The sequence below is a fragment of the Faunimonas pinastri genome (genome assembly GCF_900110915.1).
Classification (GTDB): Bacteria; Pseudomonadota; Alphaproteobacteria; order Rhizobiales; family Afifellaceae; genus Faunimonas; species Faunimonas pinastri.
The window spans coordinates 372,521-389,532 of record NZ_FOFG01000001.1; the positions used below are offsets into that span (position 1 = coordinate 372,521).

The 17,012-nt window shown below is 65.0% G+C and carries 16 protein-coding genes and 1 tRNA gene; 12 read left to right on the forward strand and 5 right to left on the reverse strand.

The features are described from left to right. The first annotated feature begins 9 nt into the window (after positions 1-9). The 5 genes from fdh (at position 10) to BMY25_RS01755 (ending at position 6,609) form a co-directional block, all read left to right on the forward strand. Positions 10-3,192: a formate dehydrogenase gene (gene fdh, locus BMY25_RS01735; RefSeq protein ID WP_304529029.1), complete on the forward strand. Its 3,183-nt coding sequence runs from the start codon at positions 10-12 to the stop codon at positions 3,190-3,192. Continuing rightward, complete coding sequence (locus BMY25_RS01740) at positions 3,189-4,142, forward strand: 4Fe-4S dicluster domain-containing protein (protein WP_238858090.1); 954 nt, start codon at positions 3,189-3,191, stop codon at positions 4,140-4,142. Before fdh ends, BMY25_RS01740 begins: the two co-directional genes overlap by 4 nt. A gap of 4 nt (positions 4,143-4,146) precedes the next feature. Beyond that, positions 4,147-5,241 (forward strand): NrfD/PsrC family molybdoenzyme membrane anchor subunit, encoded by a 1,095-nt coding sequence (gene nrfD / locus BMY25_RS01745; protein ID WP_092494857.1) that lies wholly within the window; start codon positions 4,147-4,149, stop codon positions 5,239-5,241. Between the two features lie 9 nt (positions 5,242-5,250). Further along, entirely contained in the window at positions 5,251-5,604 is a 354-nt protein-coding gene (locus BMY25_RS01750; protein ID WP_092494858.1) for a hypothetical protein, read from the forward strand. A gap of 204 nt (positions 5,605-5,808) precedes the next feature. Next, the gene (locus tag BMY25_RS01755) at positions 5,809-6,609 is read left to right on the forward strand and encodes a MetQ/NlpA family ABC transporter substrate-binding protein (RefSeq protein ID WP_092494859.1); all 801 of its coding nucleotides are present in this window, start codon (positions 5,809-5,811) and stop codon (positions 6,607-6,609) included. Between the two features lie 92 nt (positions 6,610-6,701). Here BMY25_RS01755 and BMY25_RS01760 read toward each other — a convergent pair. After that, positions 6,702-6,794: transfer RNA gene (locus tag BMY25_RS01760), tRNA-Sec, on the reverse strand. A gap of 102 nt (positions 6,795-6,896) precedes the next feature. Then, positions 6,897-7,226, reverse strand: a complete 330-nt coding sequence (locus BMY25_RS01765; RefSeq protein ID WP_143061853.1) for a hypothetical protein — start codon at positions 7,224-7,226, stop codon at positions 6,897-6,899. A 237-nt stretch (positions 7,227-7,463) separates the two neighbouring features. Here BMY25_RS01765 and BMY25_RS01770 point away from each other — a divergent pair, with 237 nt between their 5' ends. Continuing rightward, positions 7,464-7,847: a response regulator gene (locus BMY25_RS01770; protein ID WP_092494861.1), complete on the forward strand. Its 384-nt coding sequence runs from the start codon at positions 7,464-7,466 to the stop codon at positions 7,845-7,847. 66 nt (positions 7,848-7,913) lie between these two features. On the opposite strand, the gene BMY25_RS01775 is transcribed toward BMY25_RS01770, so the two are convergent. Further along, on the reverse strand, positions 7,914-8,162 hold the full coding sequence (locus tag BMY25_RS01775; RefSeq protein WP_092494862.1) for a hypothetical protein: 249 nt from the start codon (positions 8,160-8,162) through the stop codon (positions 7,914-7,916). After that, complete coding sequence (gene selA / locus BMY25_RS01780; RefSeq protein ID WP_092494863.1) at positions 8,159-9,571, reverse strand: L-seryl-tRNA(Sec) selenium transferase; 1,413 nt, start codon at positions 9,569-9,571, stop codon at positions 8,159-8,161. The genes BMY25_RS01775 and selA overlap by 4 nt, the downstream gene beginning before the upstream one ends. A 255-nt stretch (positions 9,572-9,826) precedes the next feature. On the opposite strand from selA, the gene BMY25_RS01785 reads away from it, so the two are divergent. The 6 genes from BMY25_RS01785 to BMY25_RS01810 all read left to right on the forward strand — a co-directional run bounded on the left by BMY25_RS01785 (position 9,827) and on the right by BMY25_RS01810 (position 16,322). Beyond that, positions 9,827-10,042: a hypothetical protein gene (locus BMY25_RS01785; protein ID WP_092494864.1), complete on the forward strand. Its 216-nt coding sequence runs from the start codon at positions 9,827-9,829 to the stop codon at positions 10,040-10,042. A gap of 143 nt (positions 10,043-10,185) precedes the next feature. Next, positions 10,186-11,097, forward strand: coding sequence for an alpha/beta hydrolase (locus BMY25_RS01790; protein WP_092494865.1), 912 nt, complete (start codon positions 10,186-10,188; stop codon positions 11,095-11,097). A 155-nt stretch (positions 11,098-11,252) separates the two neighbouring features. Further along, a complete protein-coding gene (locus BMY25_RS01795; RefSeq protein ID WP_092494866.1) occupies positions 11,253-13,103 on the forward strand; it encodes an ABC transporter ATP-binding protein in 1,851 nt (616 codons plus the stop codon). A 16-nt stretch (positions 13,104-13,119) separates the two neighbouring features. Then, complete coding sequence (locus BMY25_RS01800; protein ID WP_092494867.1) at positions 13,120-13,890, forward strand: DUF1003 domain-containing protein; 771 nt, start codon at positions 13,120-13,122, stop codon at positions 13,888-13,890. Between the two features lie 210 nt (positions 13,891-14,100). Continuing rightward, positions 14,101-15,249, forward strand: coding sequence for a DUF3644 domain-containing protein (locus tag BMY25_RS01805; protein ID WP_238858091.1), 1,149 nt, complete (start codon positions 14,101-14,103; stop codon positions 15,247-15,249). Then, positions 15,246-16,322 (forward strand): ATP-dependent DNA ligase, encoded by a 1,077-nt coding sequence (locus BMY25_RS01810; RefSeq protein ID WP_092494869.1) that lies wholly within the window; start codon positions 15,246-15,248, stop codon positions 16,320-16,322. The genes BMY25_RS01805 and BMY25_RS01810 overlap by 4 nt, the downstream gene beginning before the upstream one ends. A gap of 50 nt (positions 16,323-16,372) precedes the next feature. On the opposite strand, the gene BMY25_RS01815 is transcribed toward BMY25_RS01810, so the two are convergent. Then, positions 16,373-16,870: a hypothetical protein gene (locus BMY25_RS01815; protein WP_143061854.1), complete on the reverse strand. Its 498-nt coding sequence runs from the start codon at positions 16,868-16,870 to the stop codon at positions 16,373-16,375. Positions 16,871-17,012 lie beyond the last annotated feature (142 nt).

A 17,012-nucleotide genomic window follows, 5' to 3' on the forward strand; every position in this document is an offset into this window, starting at 1 on the left:
GAGAACCGCATGACGATCAACCGCCGAACGCCCGGCAAACGCATCGCTTCCTTTGTCCGGGACTGGTCGCTGCCGCGGCAGCTCGCCGGCGAGCCGTCCAAGTCGACGGCCGCGAAGAGCACGACATCCGAAAAGCTGCAGCCGCGCCTGAAGCTCGCCGACAAGGTCGGCACCTCGATCTGCCCCTATTGCGCGGTCGGTTGCGCGCAGCTGATCTATGCCAGGAACGGCAAGGTCATCCACGTGGAAGGCGATCCGCGCTCTCCCGTGAATGGCGGCCGGCTCTGCCCCAAGGGCGCGGCGACGATGGGCCTCCTCAACAATCCCGAGCGGCTGACGACGGTGAAGTATCGCCGCCCGCACGCGACGGACTGGGAAGAGGTGCCGCTCGACTGGGCCATGGAGCGCATCGCCCGGCTCACCAAGCAGACCCGCGACGAGACCTTCGTGGAAAAGCTGGCGGACGGCACCGTTGTCAATCACACGCTCGGCATCGGCGTGCTCGGCGGCGCGACCCTCGACAATGAGGAAAACTACCTCATGAAGAAGGTCTTCGGCGGCGGTCTCGGCGTCGTGGCGATCGAGAACCAGGCCCGTCCCTGACATTCGTCGACAGTCCCAAGTTTGGGCGCGACAGTCGGGCGAGGGGCCGCCACCATGTCCCAGTGGGATCTCGTCAATTCCGACGTGATCCTCGTCATGGGCTCCAACATGGCGGAGAACCATCCGATCGCCTTCCGCTTCGTCGTGGAAGCGAAGCAGCGCGGTGCCACGATCATTCACGTCGATCCGCGCTTCACGCGGACCTCGGCGCTGGCCGACATCTATGCGCCGATCCGCTCGGGCACGGACATCGCGTTCCTCGGCGGCATCGTTCGCTATCTGCTGGAGAACGATCTCTGGTTCCGGGAATACGCGCTCCCCTACACCAACCTTTCCACGATCATCGAGGACGGGTTTCAGGCGCCGGAGGAATTCGACGGCCTCTTCTCCGGCTGGGACGAGGAGAAGCACTCCTACAAGATGGACAGCTGGCAGTATGAAGGCATGGTGGTGCCGACCGCCAATGCCGATCATTCGGTCGAAGTCAGCGATCCCGAGAAGAAGCACGAGATGACGAAGCGGCCGCCGCGCCGCGACGAGACGCTGCAGGATCCGAACTGCGTCTACCAGATCATGCGCCGGCGCTTCGCCGCCTATACGCCGGAGATGGTGGAGCGCGTCACGGGCTGTCCGAAGGAAAGCTTCGTCAAGATCGCCGAAGCGATGGCGAAGAATTCCGGCCGCGAGCGCACGGGCGCTGTCTGCTATGCGCTCGGCTGGACGCATCACACGACCGGCTCGCAGATGATCCGCGCGGCGACGATCATGCAGGGGCTGCTCGGCAATATGGGCCGCCCCGGCGGCGGCGTGCTGGCGCTGCGCGGTCACTGCTCCATCCAGGGCTCGACGGATATCCCGACGCTCTACGAGATGCTGCCGACCTATCTGGCGCAGCCCAAGGCCGCCAAGCATCCGACGCTGGAGACGTACCTGGAGGAAGAGACGGTCCCGACCGGCTGGTGGACGAACCTGCCGAAATACATGGTGAGCCTGCTGAAGGCCTGGTACGGCGAGCATGCCACGAAGGAGAACGAGTTCGGCTACCAATGGCTGCCGAAGATCGTCGGCGACCATTCCCAGTTCCCGATGACCTTCGCGATGACCGACGGCTTCATGCGCGGCATGTTCGTGATCGGCCAGAACACGGTGGTCGGCGGCATGAACGCCAAGCTGGTGCAGAAGGGCCTTGCCGGGCTCGACTGGCTGGTGGTGCGCGACAGCCACGAGGTGGAAACGGCGACCTTCTGGAAAAAGGGCACGCTGATCTCCGAAGGCGAGATGAAGCCGGAGGATATCGCGACCGAGATCTTCCTGATGCCGGCCTCGCTGCCGGGCGAGAAGGCCGGTACCTTCACCAACACGCAGCGCCTCGTCCAATGGCACGACAAGGTGGTGGACGGGCCGGGCGACAGCCGCTCCGATTTGTCCTTCGTCTTCCATCTCGCCAGGCGGTTGAAGGAACTCTACGCCGAAAGCACCGAAAAACGCGACGAGCCGATCCGAAAGCTGACCCTGGATTACCCCGTCATCGGCCCGCTGGAAGACCCGGATTCGGAAGCCGTGCTGCAGGAGATCAACGGCTATACGACGGCGGACCGCAAGCTCGTCAGCGGCTTCAAGGCCCTGAAGGACGACGGCTCCACGGCCTGCGGTGGCTGGGCCTATTCCGGGCTTTTCCCGGAGGAGGGGAAGAACCTCACCCGCTCGCGCAAGGCCGATGGCCCCGATGGCAACGGCGCCCATCACGGCTGGGCCTTCGCCTGGCCCTCCAATCGCCGCACGCTCTACAACCGCGCCTCGGCCGATCCTGAGGGCAAACCCTGGTCGGAGCGCAAGAAGATGATCTGGTGGGACGAGGCCGAGGGCAAGTGGACCGGGCTCGACATTCCCGATTACGTCGAGGACAAGGCCCCGGGCTACCGGCCCGACTGGTCGAAGGAGCAGACCGGCATGGATGCCATTTCCGGTTCCGATCCCTTCATCATGATGCCGGACGGGCGCATGGCGCTGTTCACCCCGGCCGGGCTGAAGGACGGGCCGCTGCCGGCGCATTACGAGCCGGTGGAAACGCCGGCGAAGAACGCGTTCTACAAGGCGCAGTCAAACCCGGCTGCAAAGCGCTTCCACCGCAAGGGCAACGCCCTGCACGAGGTGGCCGACAAGCAATATCCCTACGCGCTGACGACCTATCGGCTCACCGAGCACCACACGGCCGGTGCGCCGACGCGCGGCGTTCCGACGACGGCGGAACTGCAGCCGGAAAGCTTTGCGGAGATCCCGCCGGAGCTCGCCGAAAAGCTGGGGGTGCGAACGCTGGACTGGGTGGTACTCTCCACCAAGCGCGGCGAGGTGGAGACGCGGGCCATGGTGACGGAACGGCTCAGGCCGCTGACCATCGATGGTTCCACGGTTTACGAGATCGGCATGCCCTGGCATTTCGGCTGGGCGGGCTACGCCACCGGCGACATCGCCAATATCCTGACCTCGATCGTCGCCGATCCCAATGTTTCCATGCACGAGGCCAAGGCGCTGACCTGCAACTTGCGAAAAGGGCGGCTCCGCCGCCATCATGAAGGGGTCGAGGCATGACCGAGGCCTGGGACACTGCCAAGCCGTGGATCTCGAAATCCGCCGGCATGATCGAGGGCTCGCTGCATCCGCGCGTCCTCGATTACACCGACTCCTTTATCGACGAGGTGATCCCGAACGAGTCGGAACTCACCGCCGGCGTGACGATCGAGCCCGGCAAGAGCTACGGCTTCTTCACCGACACGACGCTCTGCATCGGCTGCAAGGCCTGCGAGGTCGCCTGCAAGGAATGGAACCAACTGCCCGCCGAAGAGCAGGGCATGTCGGGCATGAGCTACGACAATACCCGCGGGCTCTCTTCCTCCACCTGGCGGCACGTCACCTTCGTGGAGAAGGTCGATCGCGAGCACACCGACGACATGCAGCCGTTCCAGTCGAACTGGCTGATGATGAGCGATGTCTGCAAGCACTGCGCCAATGCGCCGTGCCTGGAAGCCTGCCCGACGGGTGCGCTGTTTCGCACCGAGTTCGACACGGTCGTGGTGCAGCAGGACATCTGCAACGGCTGCGGCTATTGCGTGCCGGCCTGTCCATTCGGCGTGGTCGATCTCGATATGAGCGACGGCAAGGCGCACAAATGCACGCTCTGCTATGACCGCCTCAAGGGCGGGCTGGAGCCGGCCTGCGCCAAGTCCTGCCCGACGGATTCCATCCAGTTCGGCGAGTGGGACGACCTCTACGAGCGCGCGCAGGAGCGGGTGGAGGACCTGCACGAGCGGGGCGCCACCAACGCCTATCTCTACGGCACGCCCGGTGCTCCCGGCGCGACCGGTGGGCTGGAGCGGCTGCAGGCCTTCTTCCTGTTGTCCGACCGGCCGGAGGTCTACGGCCTTCCCGCCGCGCCCACCCGTCCCTCGCGGCGCGTCGCGCCGGCACTCGGCACGGGCCTCGCCACGGCGGCGAGCCTGGCGCTGGCGGCCATCTTCCTGTTCTCCGGCAAGCGGCGCTGATCCCATGACCCTGGTAAACGACGTTCCCTTCGACCGGCGCGAGCGCGGCACCCGCAAGGCGGAGCGCCAGCCCGGTGGAGCGAAGGACACGCCCACCTATTACGGCCATCCCGCGCTGAAGGCCGCGCCCTGGGGCTGGCTCGTCTGGTCCTACATCTTCGTGGCGGGCACGGCGGGTGCGGCACAGGTCATCGGCACGGCGGCGCAGCTTTCCGGCCGGGAAGACCTGAAGCCTGTCCGCGACAACGGCCGGATCATCGGCATGCTCGGTGCGCTCGCCGGCGCGCCGCTGCTGATCGCCGACCTCCACACGCCGAAGCGCTTCTACAACATGTTGCGCATCTTCCGTTCGACCTCGCCGATGTCGATCGGAACCTTCACGCTGCTCTCCTTCAGCGGCTTCACGGGTCTGACCGTGCTGCCGCAAGCGTTGCGCCGGTTGTTTCCCTTCTGGCGGGGGAAGAAGGCCGTCGAGACGGTGGCCGACGTCGCGCAGTTTCCGGCCGCCGTCGCCGGACTGGGCATGACGAGCTATACGGCCGCGCTGCTGTCGGCCACGAGCAGTCCGCTCTGGGCCGCCGCGCCAAAGGAGCTGGGCGGGCGCTTCGCGGCGTCATCGGTCGCGTCCGGGGCGGCGGCGCTCGCGCTGGTGGAAGAACTCAACGACCGGCCGGCCAATGCGCGGCTGCTTGGCAAGCTCGCCCTCGTCGCGACGGCGGCGAACCTCGTCTTCTCCCGCCTTTCCCGGCTGAAATACCGCGAGCGCAAGGTGGAAGCCGCCATCGACGCCGATCCGGCGACCGCCACCGCCTATCGCGCGGCGACGGTGATCGGCGTCGGCGTCCCGCTCTTCTGCCTCGGCGTCAGCCTGCTGTCGGGCCGACATTCGCGACGCCTGTCGCTGACGGCCTCGCTGGCGACCCTCGCCGGCGGCCTCCTGATGCGCAAGGCCGTGATGCAGGCCGGCGAGAACTCCGCCAACAATTCCGCCATTTCGCTCACCTTTGCCCGCGAGGACGGGGGCAGGGGCGAGCTGCCGCCGGGCGCGCGTCCGCTCATCCCGGCCGAGGACGGCACTCGCCGTCGCCGGCTGCACTGAGGACGCGCCATGGCCAAGCCCGTCTCCTCGCACGCCATCGCCGAGAAGGTCGTCACGGATCTCGATGCGATCATCCGCAATAAGCCCAAGGAGCTGCACGAGCCGCTGACGGACGCGATCCGCCCGCTGCTCCGGGTCCGCGAACGGATGATCTACGCCTTCCGCGAAGGTCCGACACCCGGGACGCGCGCGCAGCTCGACGATCTGAACGCGCTGGTGAGTCTCGCCTACGGCGCGGAATATCCGCAGGTCGGCGTCGACTGGGAAAAGATCCAGGACACGCGGGACGAACTGCGGAAATTCCTGGAGAAATACCCGGTTCTCGCCGAAGCGGAAGAAAAGCGGTCGCTTCCAGAGTTCTAGGCCGCACGCGCCTGTTGCCCGGCCTTCCAGCCCGGCCCCCCTCCGGCTACCGGGTCCGACCCTGCCGTTCGGCACGCCTGCCGAACGATATTCCGGGCTTTCGGCCAACAACGCAAAGCGCTTTCTCGGGATTGGCGCCAAGTCTGGTTAGACCGGAGAGAATGAACCGCAAGGCGCTCGATCGCGCCGCCGGAAAGGACTGCCATGCCTCAACTTTCAAGCAAGATCCTGGGTCTCGTCGCCGGTACGGCGCTGGCTCTCGCTTCCTTCGTCCCTGCCTATGCGGCTGAAAAGCTGAAGCTCGGCGTGATGGGCGGCGAGGAAGAGGAAATCGCGGAGGTCGCCAAGCAGGTGGCGGCCAGGAACGGCCTCGATCTGCAACTCGTGACCTTCTCCGATTATACGATCCCCAACGAGGCGCTGGAGCATGGCGACCTCGACGCAAACGCCTTTCAGCACAAGCCCTATCTGGATGCTCAGATCCAGGCGCACGGCTACCATATCGTCCCGATCGGCTACACGATCGTGGAGCCGATCGGCCTTTATTCTTCCAGGCACAAGAGCTTCGACGACATTCCGCAGGGTGCGCAGATCGGCATCCCGAACGATCCCAGCAATGGTGGGCGCGCGTTGATCCTTCTGGCCGAACACGGCCTGATCAAGCTGAAGGACGGCACCGGCCTGACGCCGTCGGTGCTCGATATCAGCGAGAACCCGAAGAAGGTGCAGATCCGCGAAGTGGACGCCGCGCAGATCTCCCGTTATCTGCCGGATCTCGATGGCGCGGTGATCAACACGACTTACGCGCTGGGGGCCGGGCTCGATCCGACGAAAACGCTGATTGCGGAGAAGCGGGTCGGTAATCCCTACGGCAACCTCATCGCGGTGCGCGAGAGCGACCGCGACAAGCCGGTCTTCAAGACGCTGGTCGCCGCCTACCAGTCCAGGGAAGTGGCCGACTTCCTGAAGACGCGCTTCAAGGGTGCTATCCTGCCGGCCTGGTAAGGCCCATTTCCGAGCGCAGGAACGTCAGCGACAGATGAGGCGGGGCAATCCCGCCTCATTTGCATTTGGGGATTGAAAACGGGGGGAGGGATTGGCGGAGGCGGATGGGAATCGAACCCACCACACGCGTTTGGCGTGTCTCTGGTTTTGAAGACCAGGAGGGCCACCAGACCCCTGTCGCCTCCGCAAGCAGGCCCGGACCATACGGGCCACCCGGCACGCACTACACCGGTTCCGGCAGGCGGTTCAAGCCTCGCCGGAATACCGGATCGTGCAGGGCCGGATCGTCAGCTCTTGATGCCGAACCGGTTGAGACCGAGGGCGCTGCTCCGGGAACCCACCTTCAGCGGGTCGCCGGCACGCGCCCTGGAGCCGGAAGACGGCGCGGAGGCAGCCCGTTCGGCCGTGCTGGCGGGAATGATCCCCTCGGCCAGCAATTCGTTGCGGGCCTGCTTCCGGCACATGTCCTTGGACTGCGGCTCGGCGGCGGTTTCGTCCCGCTTGATGCTGATCTTGCTGCGGACTTCGGGAAGATCCCACTTGCCGCGGCCGTTTTCGCGTTCGAAGATCTGCTGGGCTCGACGTTCGACCAATTGGTCATAAGGAAAAACTGCCATCGTCGATGCTCCTTCTGCGATCCTCGCACCTTACGCTTTTGCGGGAGAGAAGCCCGTTTTTTCTACATCCGGACGGCCGGAGACTTGCGAAAAGCCGGGCTCTGACCGGAGCAAGAGTGAGATCCGGGGCAAATTTCCCGGCCACGAGCCCCGTGATTCCATCAACATGCCTGGATTTTCCCGGAACGATTCCGCCGCAGCCGCGTCATATTCGTTAACAAATGAGGGAATACGGAAATGTTGCGGGTGCTGATCGTCGAAGACGAGCCCATTATTGCCCTCGACCTCTCGACTATTCTCGAAGACGCCGGCTATGCGGTGGTGGGGATCGCATCCACCATGGCGAAGGCGCTGAAGCTGGCCGACGATCACGGGATCGATCTGGCGCTCCTCGACGTGAACCTTGCCGGCCGTCATGATGGCGTGGAGACCGCCAAGCACCTCTGCAAGGATTACGGCGTTCGCTCGCTCTTCGTCACCGGTGCGCTCGACCAGAGGCTTGAGGCCTCCGTGGCCGACTGCAACCCGGTCGGCTTCATCGGTAAGCCCTACCGCGAAAAGCACATCCGCGAGGCGCTGGCCGGGGTGAACGACAACCTCGCATGCGTTCGCGCCGGCTGAGGGGCTGGTCCCGGCGGCCCCGTTAAAGCGGGCCGATCCCAGCGGCGCGATCTTGCCGGCGAACTCTCAGTCGTCGTCCCCCTGCAGCTCCTTCGGGAGCTCGCCGCCCTTGAACAGGATCACGGGATCCTCCCAGTTATCCACGTCGGGATTGCCAGTCACCGAGAAGGCGACGGCGCCTGCCTTGCGGTCGGATAACCGGCGCGCGGTGTCGATGGCCGCCTCCGGCGTCTTGTGCGACTGCTGCGGATCGGCGACGAGGCGCCTGCCTTCCTTCCGGAAAGCCTGGCTGATGAAGGCGGTAACGGTGCTCATGCGGTCTTTCCAGTATCAAGGACATTTCGAAGCAGGGGCAACTGCTCGCTGAATCCTGCGGCATCGATAAGGCAGCGGAGATCGAGCAGCACCTGACCCGCCTGGATGCGGCCGATCACCGGCTTCGGCAGCCGGCGGAGCGCCGCCGATAGCGCGTTGACGGAGCCGCCCGCTAGAGGCGTCAGGGCAAGGCCGGCGCTCGGCAGGAGGTCGGTCGGCAAGGCGCCGCTGCCGATCTGGCTGGCGCATTCCACCACCGCGACCTCGAACATGCCTGCCAGCGCCTCCGAAACGCGTGGCGCGATTCCGCCGGCCAGAAACGCGATCTCCTCGCGGGAACGGGTGAGGAGGCGCAGCGACGGCAGCCTTTCCCGCAGGCGCGGCACGTCGGCATAGAGGCGCAGGATCACGGAAAGGGCCGCGATCGTCATCTTGTCGCAGCGAAGCGCCCGTTTCATCGGGTTCTGCTTGATGCGCGCGATCAGGTCCTTGCGGCCGACGATGATGCCGGCCTGCGGGCCGCCGAGCAGCTTGTCGCCGGAAAAGGTCACGACGTCGGCCCCGGCGGCGATCGCCTCGCGCGGCGTCGGCTCGTGCGGCAGGCCGAACTGGCTCATGTCGATCAGGCTGCCGCTGCCGAGATCCTCGATGAAGGGCAGGCCGTGTTCATGGGCAAGAGCCGCGAGCTCGCGCTGCGGCACCTCCTTGGTGAAGCCCTCGATCTTGTAGTTGCTCTGGTGCACCTTCATCAGAAGTGCCGTTTCCGGACCGATCGCCACCGCGAAATCCTTGCGGTGCGTCCGGTTCGTGGTGCCGATTTCGCGCAGCCGCACCCCGGCGCGCGCCATGATTTCCGGCACGCGGAAAGAGCCGCCGATCTCCACCAGTTCGCCACGCGAAACCGGTACCTCGCGCCCGGCGCCGAGGCTGTTCAGGGTGAGCAGGACAGCCGCCGCATTGTTGTTGACGACCGTCGCCGCTTCCGCGCCCGTCAGGCGGACGAGCCAGTCCTCCAGATGATCGTCGCGGTCGCCGCGCTTGCCGGTCTCGAGGTCGAATTCTAGGTTCGACGCCCCGCGCGAGACGGCGACGACGGCCTCCAGCGCTTCCTCAGGCAGGGGCGCTCGGCCGAGATTGGTGTGCAGCACCGTGCCGGTTAGGTTGAAGACAGGCTTGAGGCTGTGGGCGTGGAGGGCGGCCAGCCACTCTCCGGCCGTCCGGACAAGCGCCTCCGTATCGGCCACCGCATCCTTGCCCGCCGCCAGCTCCGCCCGCGCGGCCGCCACGCTGCCGCGCAGCGCTTCCGTCGCCATGTCGCGGCCATGCCGCTCGATCAGCCGATGGGCGGCCGGGGTCTGCAGAAGCTGTTCGATGGCTGGAAGGCGCTGCCGGCGCGCATCGTCTTGCATGGGGCGGGATCCCTGTTCCTGTCCTCTGGTAGAGCGGCGACCCGTTACCCGCAACCACTCCCGCAACTACCCCCGCAGCCACCTCGCAGCGGCACCGGCAACCGCCACCGACAGGGGATGCATGCGAGAGGCCGGGGGCCAGCTCTGGGCTGGATCGCGCTCGTTTGTCGCTGAATGTCGGAAGCGATGCATCCTATCGGCGCGATCCGCGTTTCCGCAGTGCAATTCTGCGAGTGACCCCAGAGGGAGAGCATCATGGCGAATACCGACGACGTGAAGTCCGGCATCCAGCAGGCCGCGAGCCGCGCACAGGACGCGGTGAACAATGCCTCGGACTATTATGACAACGCCGCCGACATGACGCGCTCGGCGCTCGACAATTTGTCGGACCGCGTGCAGGAGCAGCCGATGACCATGCTCCTCGTCGCCGCCGGCATCGGCTACATCGCCGGGCGGCTGCGCCTCCTCTAAGGCGAGCGCCGACAAGACTGCCGCGTTTCCGCGCGGCAGTCTTGCTTTGTCCAAGCGGGCTTTGTCCGGGCGGGACTGCGCTGCCTGTCTAACCTGATCCTGCGGGAAGGCGCCCCGGTTTGTCTCTCGACCCCAGCAGCCGCATGATGCTGAAAGCCATCGGGCGGAACCTCGATCCCGATCTGCTTTCCGATATCCCGCGCCTTCGCGATCTCGCCAACCGGCAGATGACGCCGCGCTGGTTTTCGCGCCTGCAGGTTCGATCGGTGCGGGCCACGACCGTTCCCGGCGCGGACGGCCCGCTCCCGGCCCGCATCTATCGCCCGAGAACTTCCCGTCCCCTGGGCGTGATCGTCTATTTTCACGGCGGCGGCTTCGTCCATTGCGGGCTTGATTCCCACGACAACATCTGCTGCCGGCTGGCCCGGATTTCCCGCTCCGTCGTGGTGTCCGTCGATTACCGTCTGGCGCCCGAGCATCCGTTTCCCGCCGCGCCGGACGATGCCTATGCCGCGACCGTCTGGGTGGCGGAGCATGCGGCGGAACTGGCCGGGGAGGGCGCACCCATCGGGGTTGCCGGCGACAGCGCCGGCGGCAATCTCGCGGCCGTCGTCTCTCAGATGGCGCGTGATCGCGGCGGCCCGGAGATCGCGTTCCAGCTGCTCTACTACCCCACCACGCACGGGCTGGCGGACGTCCCCTCCCGCCGCGAGAACGCCGAGGGCTATCTTCTCACCGGCGAGATCATGCAATGGTATCTCGACCGCTACGTGCCGGATGAGAAGGACCGCCGCGATCCTCGTTTCGCGCCCTTTCTGGCCGAAAGCCTGGCCGGACTGCCGCCGGCGCTGGTCGTCGTCGCCGGCTACGATCCGCTCCGCGACGAGGGGATCGAATATGGCGAGCGCATGCGCCGCGCGGGCGTGGCGGTGCGTCTCGCGCGCTTTCCCGCCACCTTCCACGGCTTCGTGAACTTCTATCCCGTCATCCCCGCCGGGCGGCAGGCGATCTCGCAAGGCGCCATCGCGGTCCGCAAGGCGTTCCTGCGCCGCTGAGGCGACCGCGAATCATACGGATGCCTTGTTTTTCCGGTTGCCATCGCGCCGCCCGGATTGAATGCTCCAAGCGTTGATCCGGCCCCGCCGGACCGATTCCAGATTTCCTGACGACCGAGATCCGCGGATCTCCCCCCTTTCCGGGCAGGACGGACATGTTCCATTTTCTTGAAAACCGTATTCCGTCCACCGCAAGGGGGATGCCGGGCCAGCCGCCTGAAACGCTCTGGTCGTTCTACTGGTTCTTCCTGCGGCAGGTGCGCTGGTACTTCGTCGCGCTGCTCGTGGTGGGGCTCGGAGCGGCGCTGATCGACGTCGCCGTTCCCGTCTTCATCGGCCGGCTGATCACGCTGCTGGCGCCTGTGGAGCCGCGCGATCTCGTCGCCAGCCATTGGCATGTGCTGGCCGGCATGGCGGCGTTCATCCTGATCGCCCGGCCGCTCGTCATCTTCGTGCAGGCGCTCGTCACCAACCAGGTGATCGCGGGCGGCTTCACCAACATGATCCGCTGGCAGAGCCACTGGCACATCGTGCGGCAGAGCTGGTCCTTTTTCCAGAAGGACTATGCCGGACGCATCGCCACGCGCGTGATGCAGAGCGGCGTGGCGCTCCGCGACAGCGCCGTCGCCTCGATCAACGCGGTCTGGTACATCGCGGTTTATGGCACCAGCGCCATCGTGCTGATGCTGCGTGCCGATCCATGGCTGGCGCTGCCCACGGCGGTCTGGTTCTGCGCCTATGTCGTGCTGCTCCGGGTCTTCGTGCCGCGTCTGCGCTTCCGCTCGGTGCAGATGTCGGAAGCGCGATCGCTGATCACGGGGCGCATCGTCGACAGCTACACCAACATCCTGACCGTGAAGCTCTTTTCCCGCGCCCGCGAGGAGGACGACTATGTCCGCGAGGCCGTGGATACCCACTCCGAGGTCTTCCAGGGGCAGCTGCGGCTGATCACCCTGTTCGGCGTCATCCTCGCCGCGCTGAACGCGCTGCTGCTGGTTTCCACCGCCGGCATCGCGCTCTCGCTCTGGCGCGCCGGGCTGGTGCAGGCCGGGATCGTCGCGATGGTGCTGCCGCTCACCTGGCAGATCGCCAACATCGCCGGCTTCGTGGCCCAGCAGGTGACCTCGATCTTCGAGAACATCGGCGCGGTGCAGGAAGGCATGATGTCGATCGCGCGGCCGCTCCGCGTCACCGACAGGGCGGAAGCGAAGCCACTGAAGGTGGCGGCCGGCGAGATCGTCTTCGACCGCGTCACCTTCAATTACGGCCGCAAGGGCGGCATCATCGAGGATCTCAGCCTCCACATCCGGCCGGGCGAGAAGATCGGGCTGGTCGGCCGCTCCGGCGCGGGCAAGTCGACGCTGGTGAACCTGCTTCTCCGCTTCTTCGACCTGGAAAGCGGCCGCATCCTGATCGACGGGCAGGACATTGCCGCCGTGACGCAGGAAAGCCTGCGCGAACAGATCTCGGTCGTCACGCAGGACACCTCGCTGATGCACCGCTCAATCCTGGAGAACATCCGCTACGGGCGCGGGGAGACGAGCCGCGAGGGCGTGCTGGAAGCGGCGCGTCAGGCCCATGCGCACGAGTTCATCGGCGGGCTGGAGGACTGGGCCGGGCGGCGGGGCTACGACGCCCATGTCGGCGAGCGTGGCATCCAGCTTTCCGGCGGCCAGCGCCAGCGCATCGCGATTGCCCGCGTGATCCTCAAGGACGCGCCGATCCTGATCCTCGACGAGGCGACCTCGGCGCTGGATTCGGAGGTGGAATCGGCCATCCAGGATCAGCTCCAAAGGCTGATGGAGAACAAGACGGTGATCGCCATCGCCCACCGGCTTTCCACCATCGCCCGCATGGATCGGCTGATCATCCTCGACCGTGGCCGCATCATCGAAAGCGGCAGCCACGAGGAGTTGCTTCGCCGGAATGGGGTCTATGCGTCATTATGGCGTCGTCAGTCCGGCGGATTTCTGGGCGACGAAGCGCCTCGGGAAAGCGCCGCCTGATGGATGGGACGAACGGATGAGTGAGAACGACCGGGAAGAAAGCCCCGCCACCGGGGCCGGCGAAGCGGGGATCGTGGCGGGGGCGGAATCGTCCGCCTCGAAGAAGGCGCGCTGCGCCGTCAGCGGCAAGGAGCGCCCGCGAAAGGACATGGTGCGGCTGGAGCATCTGCGCCCGGCGCTGGCCGACCGCATCCGCCAGGCGCATCCCGATCTCGCCGACGACGCGATGATCAGCCGGACCGAGGTCAACCGCTTCCGCAACCTGTACGTCGAGGACCTGCTGAAGGCGGAGCACGGCGAATTCTCCACGTTGGAGCGGGAGGTGGCCGAAAGCATCGCCAACGAGCAGCTGATCGCGGAAAACGTGGAGCAGCAGTTCGACGAGAAGCGCACCCTCGGCGACCGGCTGGCCGACGGCATCGCCACCTTCGGCGGCTCCTGGTATTTCCTGATTTCCTTCGGCGTGGTGCTGGCGGTCTGGATGGCGATCAACGTCATCGCCGGCGCGACCCGCGCCTTCGATCCCTATCCCTTTATCCTGCTGAACCTGGTCCTCTCCTGCCTCGCGGCGGTACAGGCGCCGATCATCATGATGAGCCAGCGGCGCCAGGAAGAAAAAGACCGCATGCGCTCGCTCAACGACTATCAGGTCAACCTCAAGGCCGAACTCGAAATCCGCCACCTCCACGAAAAGGTCGACCACCTCATCAACCGCCAATGGCAGCGCCTGGCGGAAATCCAGCAGATCCAGATGGAGATCATGCAGGAGGCGAGGCGGCGGAGGTGAGGGGTGTAGCTGTTAATGATGGAAGTGATTTGGCGTTCACGAAGGGCAAAGCGAAGTCCCAGTACGTTCAAATAGATTACTTTTCCTGATCAAGAAGATGTTGCCGTACAAAATGTAAGCATTAACATAGTCGATTAGAGCTCTTGAGGCGCTAGTGGGGCGAGGATGGCACGTAGACCGGGCGGTAAGTTGGAGCGGTGGGAAGTAGCCATGATCAAGGTGATGCTCGAAACCAATCGCTACAACGATCAGGACATTCTTGCGCATTTTACACGCCCGACACGCTCCATCAATCACCGCGAAGTTGGCGAGATCCGGAATGGAACCCGGCATCGATCAGTTCGAGCTGCCACGCCAGACCAGTTGACAGCTTTCCTTTCTTCTTGGCCGGACCACGATCCCGAGACCGGTTTACGAGTGCCGGGTGATGAACTGCTGATCAAAGCGCGAGAGGCGATGATAGCGGCAGTGCACACCTTCAATGGTGCGGGACTGACATTCCGGACAGAAATTTTCATCACAACAGCGATGATCGCATGGACATACTTGCTCCACGAATGGTTTCGCCGTGAGCAGATAGATTACAGATATCGTCAGGGCGGTGAGATCAAGAAAACCAAGAACAACGCAGATATATATTGGGACCTAGGTAAGTGCTTGCGGCATGATCGATCGCCTCTGTCAGAAGGGACACGCCATAATTTGGAATTCCTGCTGGAAATCCGACACGAGATTGAGCATCGCTTTACAAACAGGATTGATGAGGCGCTTGGGGCAAAGCTACAGGCATGCTGCATCAACTTCAACTCGGCCATATGCGAGCTCTTTGGTGAAGGGTTCGGTCTAGAGAAGCGCCTTCCGCTTGCTCTGCAATTCGTCACATTTGATGTAAGGCATCAACTGGTTCTAAAGGCCGGACACGAACTGCCCCAGAATCTTGAGACTATGATTGATCACTTCCATGAACGTCTGACCGACGCACAACAGAGCGACCCTGCCTTCGCGTATCGCGTTGCCTTTGTTCCAAAAGTGGGAGGAAAGGCGAGCCGGTCTGATGCTGCTCTGAAGTTCGTTAAACCGGACACTGAAGAGGCTAAAGAGATCAGCCGTATCTTGCTGAAAGAAGTAGATAAGCGACGGTACACCGCCACAGAGATTGTCCGGGAGATGCAAGCAGACGGGTACGATCGTTTCAATCAAACAGCGCACACCAAGCTTTGGCAGGCGCTAGATGCTAAGCGGGCAGATAAGGGGTTTGGTCGGCCGGGGGACTACGATAGAACATGGGTATGGTTTGACACATGGCTGGCCCGTGTACGTGCCCACTGCCAAGAGAACGCTGAGCGGTACGCTCCATGATCCTCTCCACCCTCTCCGTCCTGACCTCCACCCGCTCCATGGAAGCCAAGCTCGTGGATGGGTTGCCGGAGGGGAAGGGGTGGCAGTTCGAGCCGAAATGGGATGGCTTTCGCTGCCTGGCCTTCCGCGCGGGCGACGAGGTGGAGCTTCACGCCAAGTCCGGCAAGCCGCTTGGGCGTTACTTCCCGGAAATCGTCGCGCTGCTGAAGAGCCTGCCGCAGGAGCGCTTCGTGCTGGATGGCGAACTCTGCATTCCCGTGGGCGATACGCTCTCCTTCGACGCCTTGCAGATGCGGCTGCATCCGGCGGAAAGCCGCATCCGCAAGCTGTCGGTCGAGACGCCCGCCGTGCTCGTGCTCTTCGATTGCCTGATGGACCCGGCCGGCGAAAACCTGATGCCGCGTCCGTTCGCCGAGCGGCGCGAGGCGCTGGAGCAATTCTTCGCGGCCGCCGGCGGCATGGCCAAGGGCCTTCGCCTCTCGCCCTTCAGCCGCGACCGGGATGAGGCGCAGGGATGGCTCGACCGTGCGGGCGGCGCCATCGACGGGGTCGTGGCCAAGCGGCTCGCAGATCCCTATCAGCCGGAAGAGCGCGCCATGCTGAAGGTGAAGCGCATGCGCACGGCCGATTGCGTGGTCGGCGGCTTCCGCTACGAGACGAAGGGGCGGCAGGTCGGCTCGCTGCTGCTCGGGCTCTATAACGAGGCCGGCACCCTCGACCATGTCGGCTTTACCTCAGGCTTTGCCGATCAGGATAAAGCGGAGCTGACGGCGCGGCTGGAAGCCATGCGGGGCGGCCCGGGCTTCACCGGCAACGCGCCGGGCGGGCCGAGCCGCTGGAGCACGGAGCGTTCGGCGGAATGGGTGCCGCTGCGGACGGAGCTCGTGGTGGAAGTGCGCTACGACCACATCACCGCCGACCGCTTCCGCCACGGCACGAAGATCGTCCGCTGGCGGCCGGACAAGGCGCCGGAGCAATGCACGCTGCAGCAGCTGGAACGCGAGGCCCGCCCCTCCGAGGTCATTTCCCGGGTGGTTGGGGCGCCGGCGGTGGAGGCCGGCGGGCGGGGGTGACCGCCTCCGAACTCTCGGCCCCCGAAGTCTCGGCCCCCCGGACTGCCTGTTCAGTCCGGCACTTCTTCCGAATTGCACTCCACGTCGACCGTGCCCGGCGCGAACTTGCCATCTCGCACCTCATCGCGCCAGATGTCGTGCTTGTGGGCCCAGGCTCGCACGGCCTTCTTCGACTCGCCCGTGTTGAGCGCCAGCACCGTGCGGCGGCCGCGGCTCTCGCCGTGATCGAAGAATTCCGGGTGGAGATTGGCGATCAACTCGTCGCGCTCCGCGCCGCAGATCGCCTTCACCGGCAGGCCCTCGACGCTGAGCGCGCCCTTGATCTGCCAGCAGGTCTCATGCTCCAGCTTCTTGCCCTCGGCGGGCACGATCAGGTTCTTCTTTTGCAGGAACTGCAGCACGGCTGTGGGGTGTGGATCCTCCCGGCAGCGCAGTGCGGAAAGGATGTGACGCTCCAGCGGCGACCGGTCAGCGGCCTCCGCCGCTCCGGTGAGGGCTACCCCGGTCAGGGAGATGAGGCAGCATAAAGCCAGGCTGGTCTTTCGCATCGAGGGCTCCGGGACGTTCCGGCCGCAAGCGCCGGCTGATTTGACCCTACCATTTCGGGCGTCCAAACATGTCTTTTTCTGGTCGGCGGCGCCCGAAGGCTTGCGTCAGAATGTCTAAGTGACTACGCGCGGCACAGGTCGG

Excerpts from the sequence above, each read along its gene's own strand:
- BMY25_RS01740 (WP_238858090.1), top strand. The coding sequence starts at position 3,189 with ATGACCGAGGCCTGGGACACTGCCAAGCCGTGGATCTCGAAATCCGCC.
- BMY25_RS01750 (WP_092494858.1), top strand. The coding sequence starts at position 5,251 with ATGGCCAAGCCCGTCTCCTCGCACGCCATCGCCGAGAAGGTCGTCACG.
- nrfD (WP_092494857.1), top strand. The coding sequence starts at position 4,147 with ATGACCCTGGTAAACGACGTTCCCTTCGACCGGCGCGAGCGCGGCACC.
- BMY25_RS01815 (WP_143061854.1), bottom strand. The coding sequence starts at position 16,870 with ATGCGAAAGACCAGCCTGGCTTTATGCTGCCTCATCTCCCTGACCGGG.
- BMY25_RS01795 (WP_092494866.1), top strand. The coding sequence starts at position 11,253 with ATGTTCCATTTTCTTGAAAACCGTATTCCGTCCACCGCAAGGGGGATG.
- BMY25_RS01785 (WP_092494864.1), top strand. The coding sequence starts at position 9,827 with ATGGCGAATACCGACGACGTGAAGTCCGGCATCCAGCAGGCCGCGAGC.
- selA (WP_092494863.1), bottom strand. The coding sequence starts at position 9,571 with ATGCAAGACGATGCGCGCCGGCAGCGCCTTCCAGCCATCGAACAGCTT.
- BMY25_RS01810 (WP_092494869.1), top strand. The coding sequence starts at position 15,246 with ATGATCCTCTCCACCCTCTCCGTCCTGACCTCCACCCGCTCCATGGAA.
- BMY25_RS01775 (WP_092494862.1), bottom strand. The coding sequence starts at position 8,162 with ATGAGCACCGTTACCGCCTTCATCAGCCAGGCTTTCCGGAAGGAAGGC.
- BMY25_RS01755 (WP_092494859.1), top strand. The coding sequence starts at position 5,809 with ATGCCTCAACTTTCAAGCAAGATCCTGGGTCTCGTCGCCGGTACGGCG.
- BMY25_RS01800 (WP_092494867.1), top strand. The coding sequence starts at position 13,120 with ATGAGTGAGAACGACCGGGAAGAAAGCCCCGCCACCGGGGCCGGCGAA.
- BMY25_RS01770 (WP_092494861.1), top strand. The coding sequence starts at position 7,464 with ATGTTGCGGGTGCTGATCGTCGAAGACGAGCCCATTATTGCCCTCGAC.
- BMY25_RS01765 (WP_143061853.1), bottom strand. The coding sequence starts at position 7,226 with ATGGCAGTTTTTCCTTATGACCAATTGGTCGAACGTCGAGCCCAGCAG.
- BMY25_RS01805 (WP_238858091.1), top strand. The coding sequence starts at position 14,101 with ATGATCAAGGTGATGCTCGAAACCAATCGCTACAACGATCAGGACATT.
- BMY25_RS01790 (WP_092494865.1), top strand. The coding sequence starts at position 10,186 with ATGATGCTGAAAGCCATCGGGCGGAACCTCGATCCCGATCTGCTTTCC.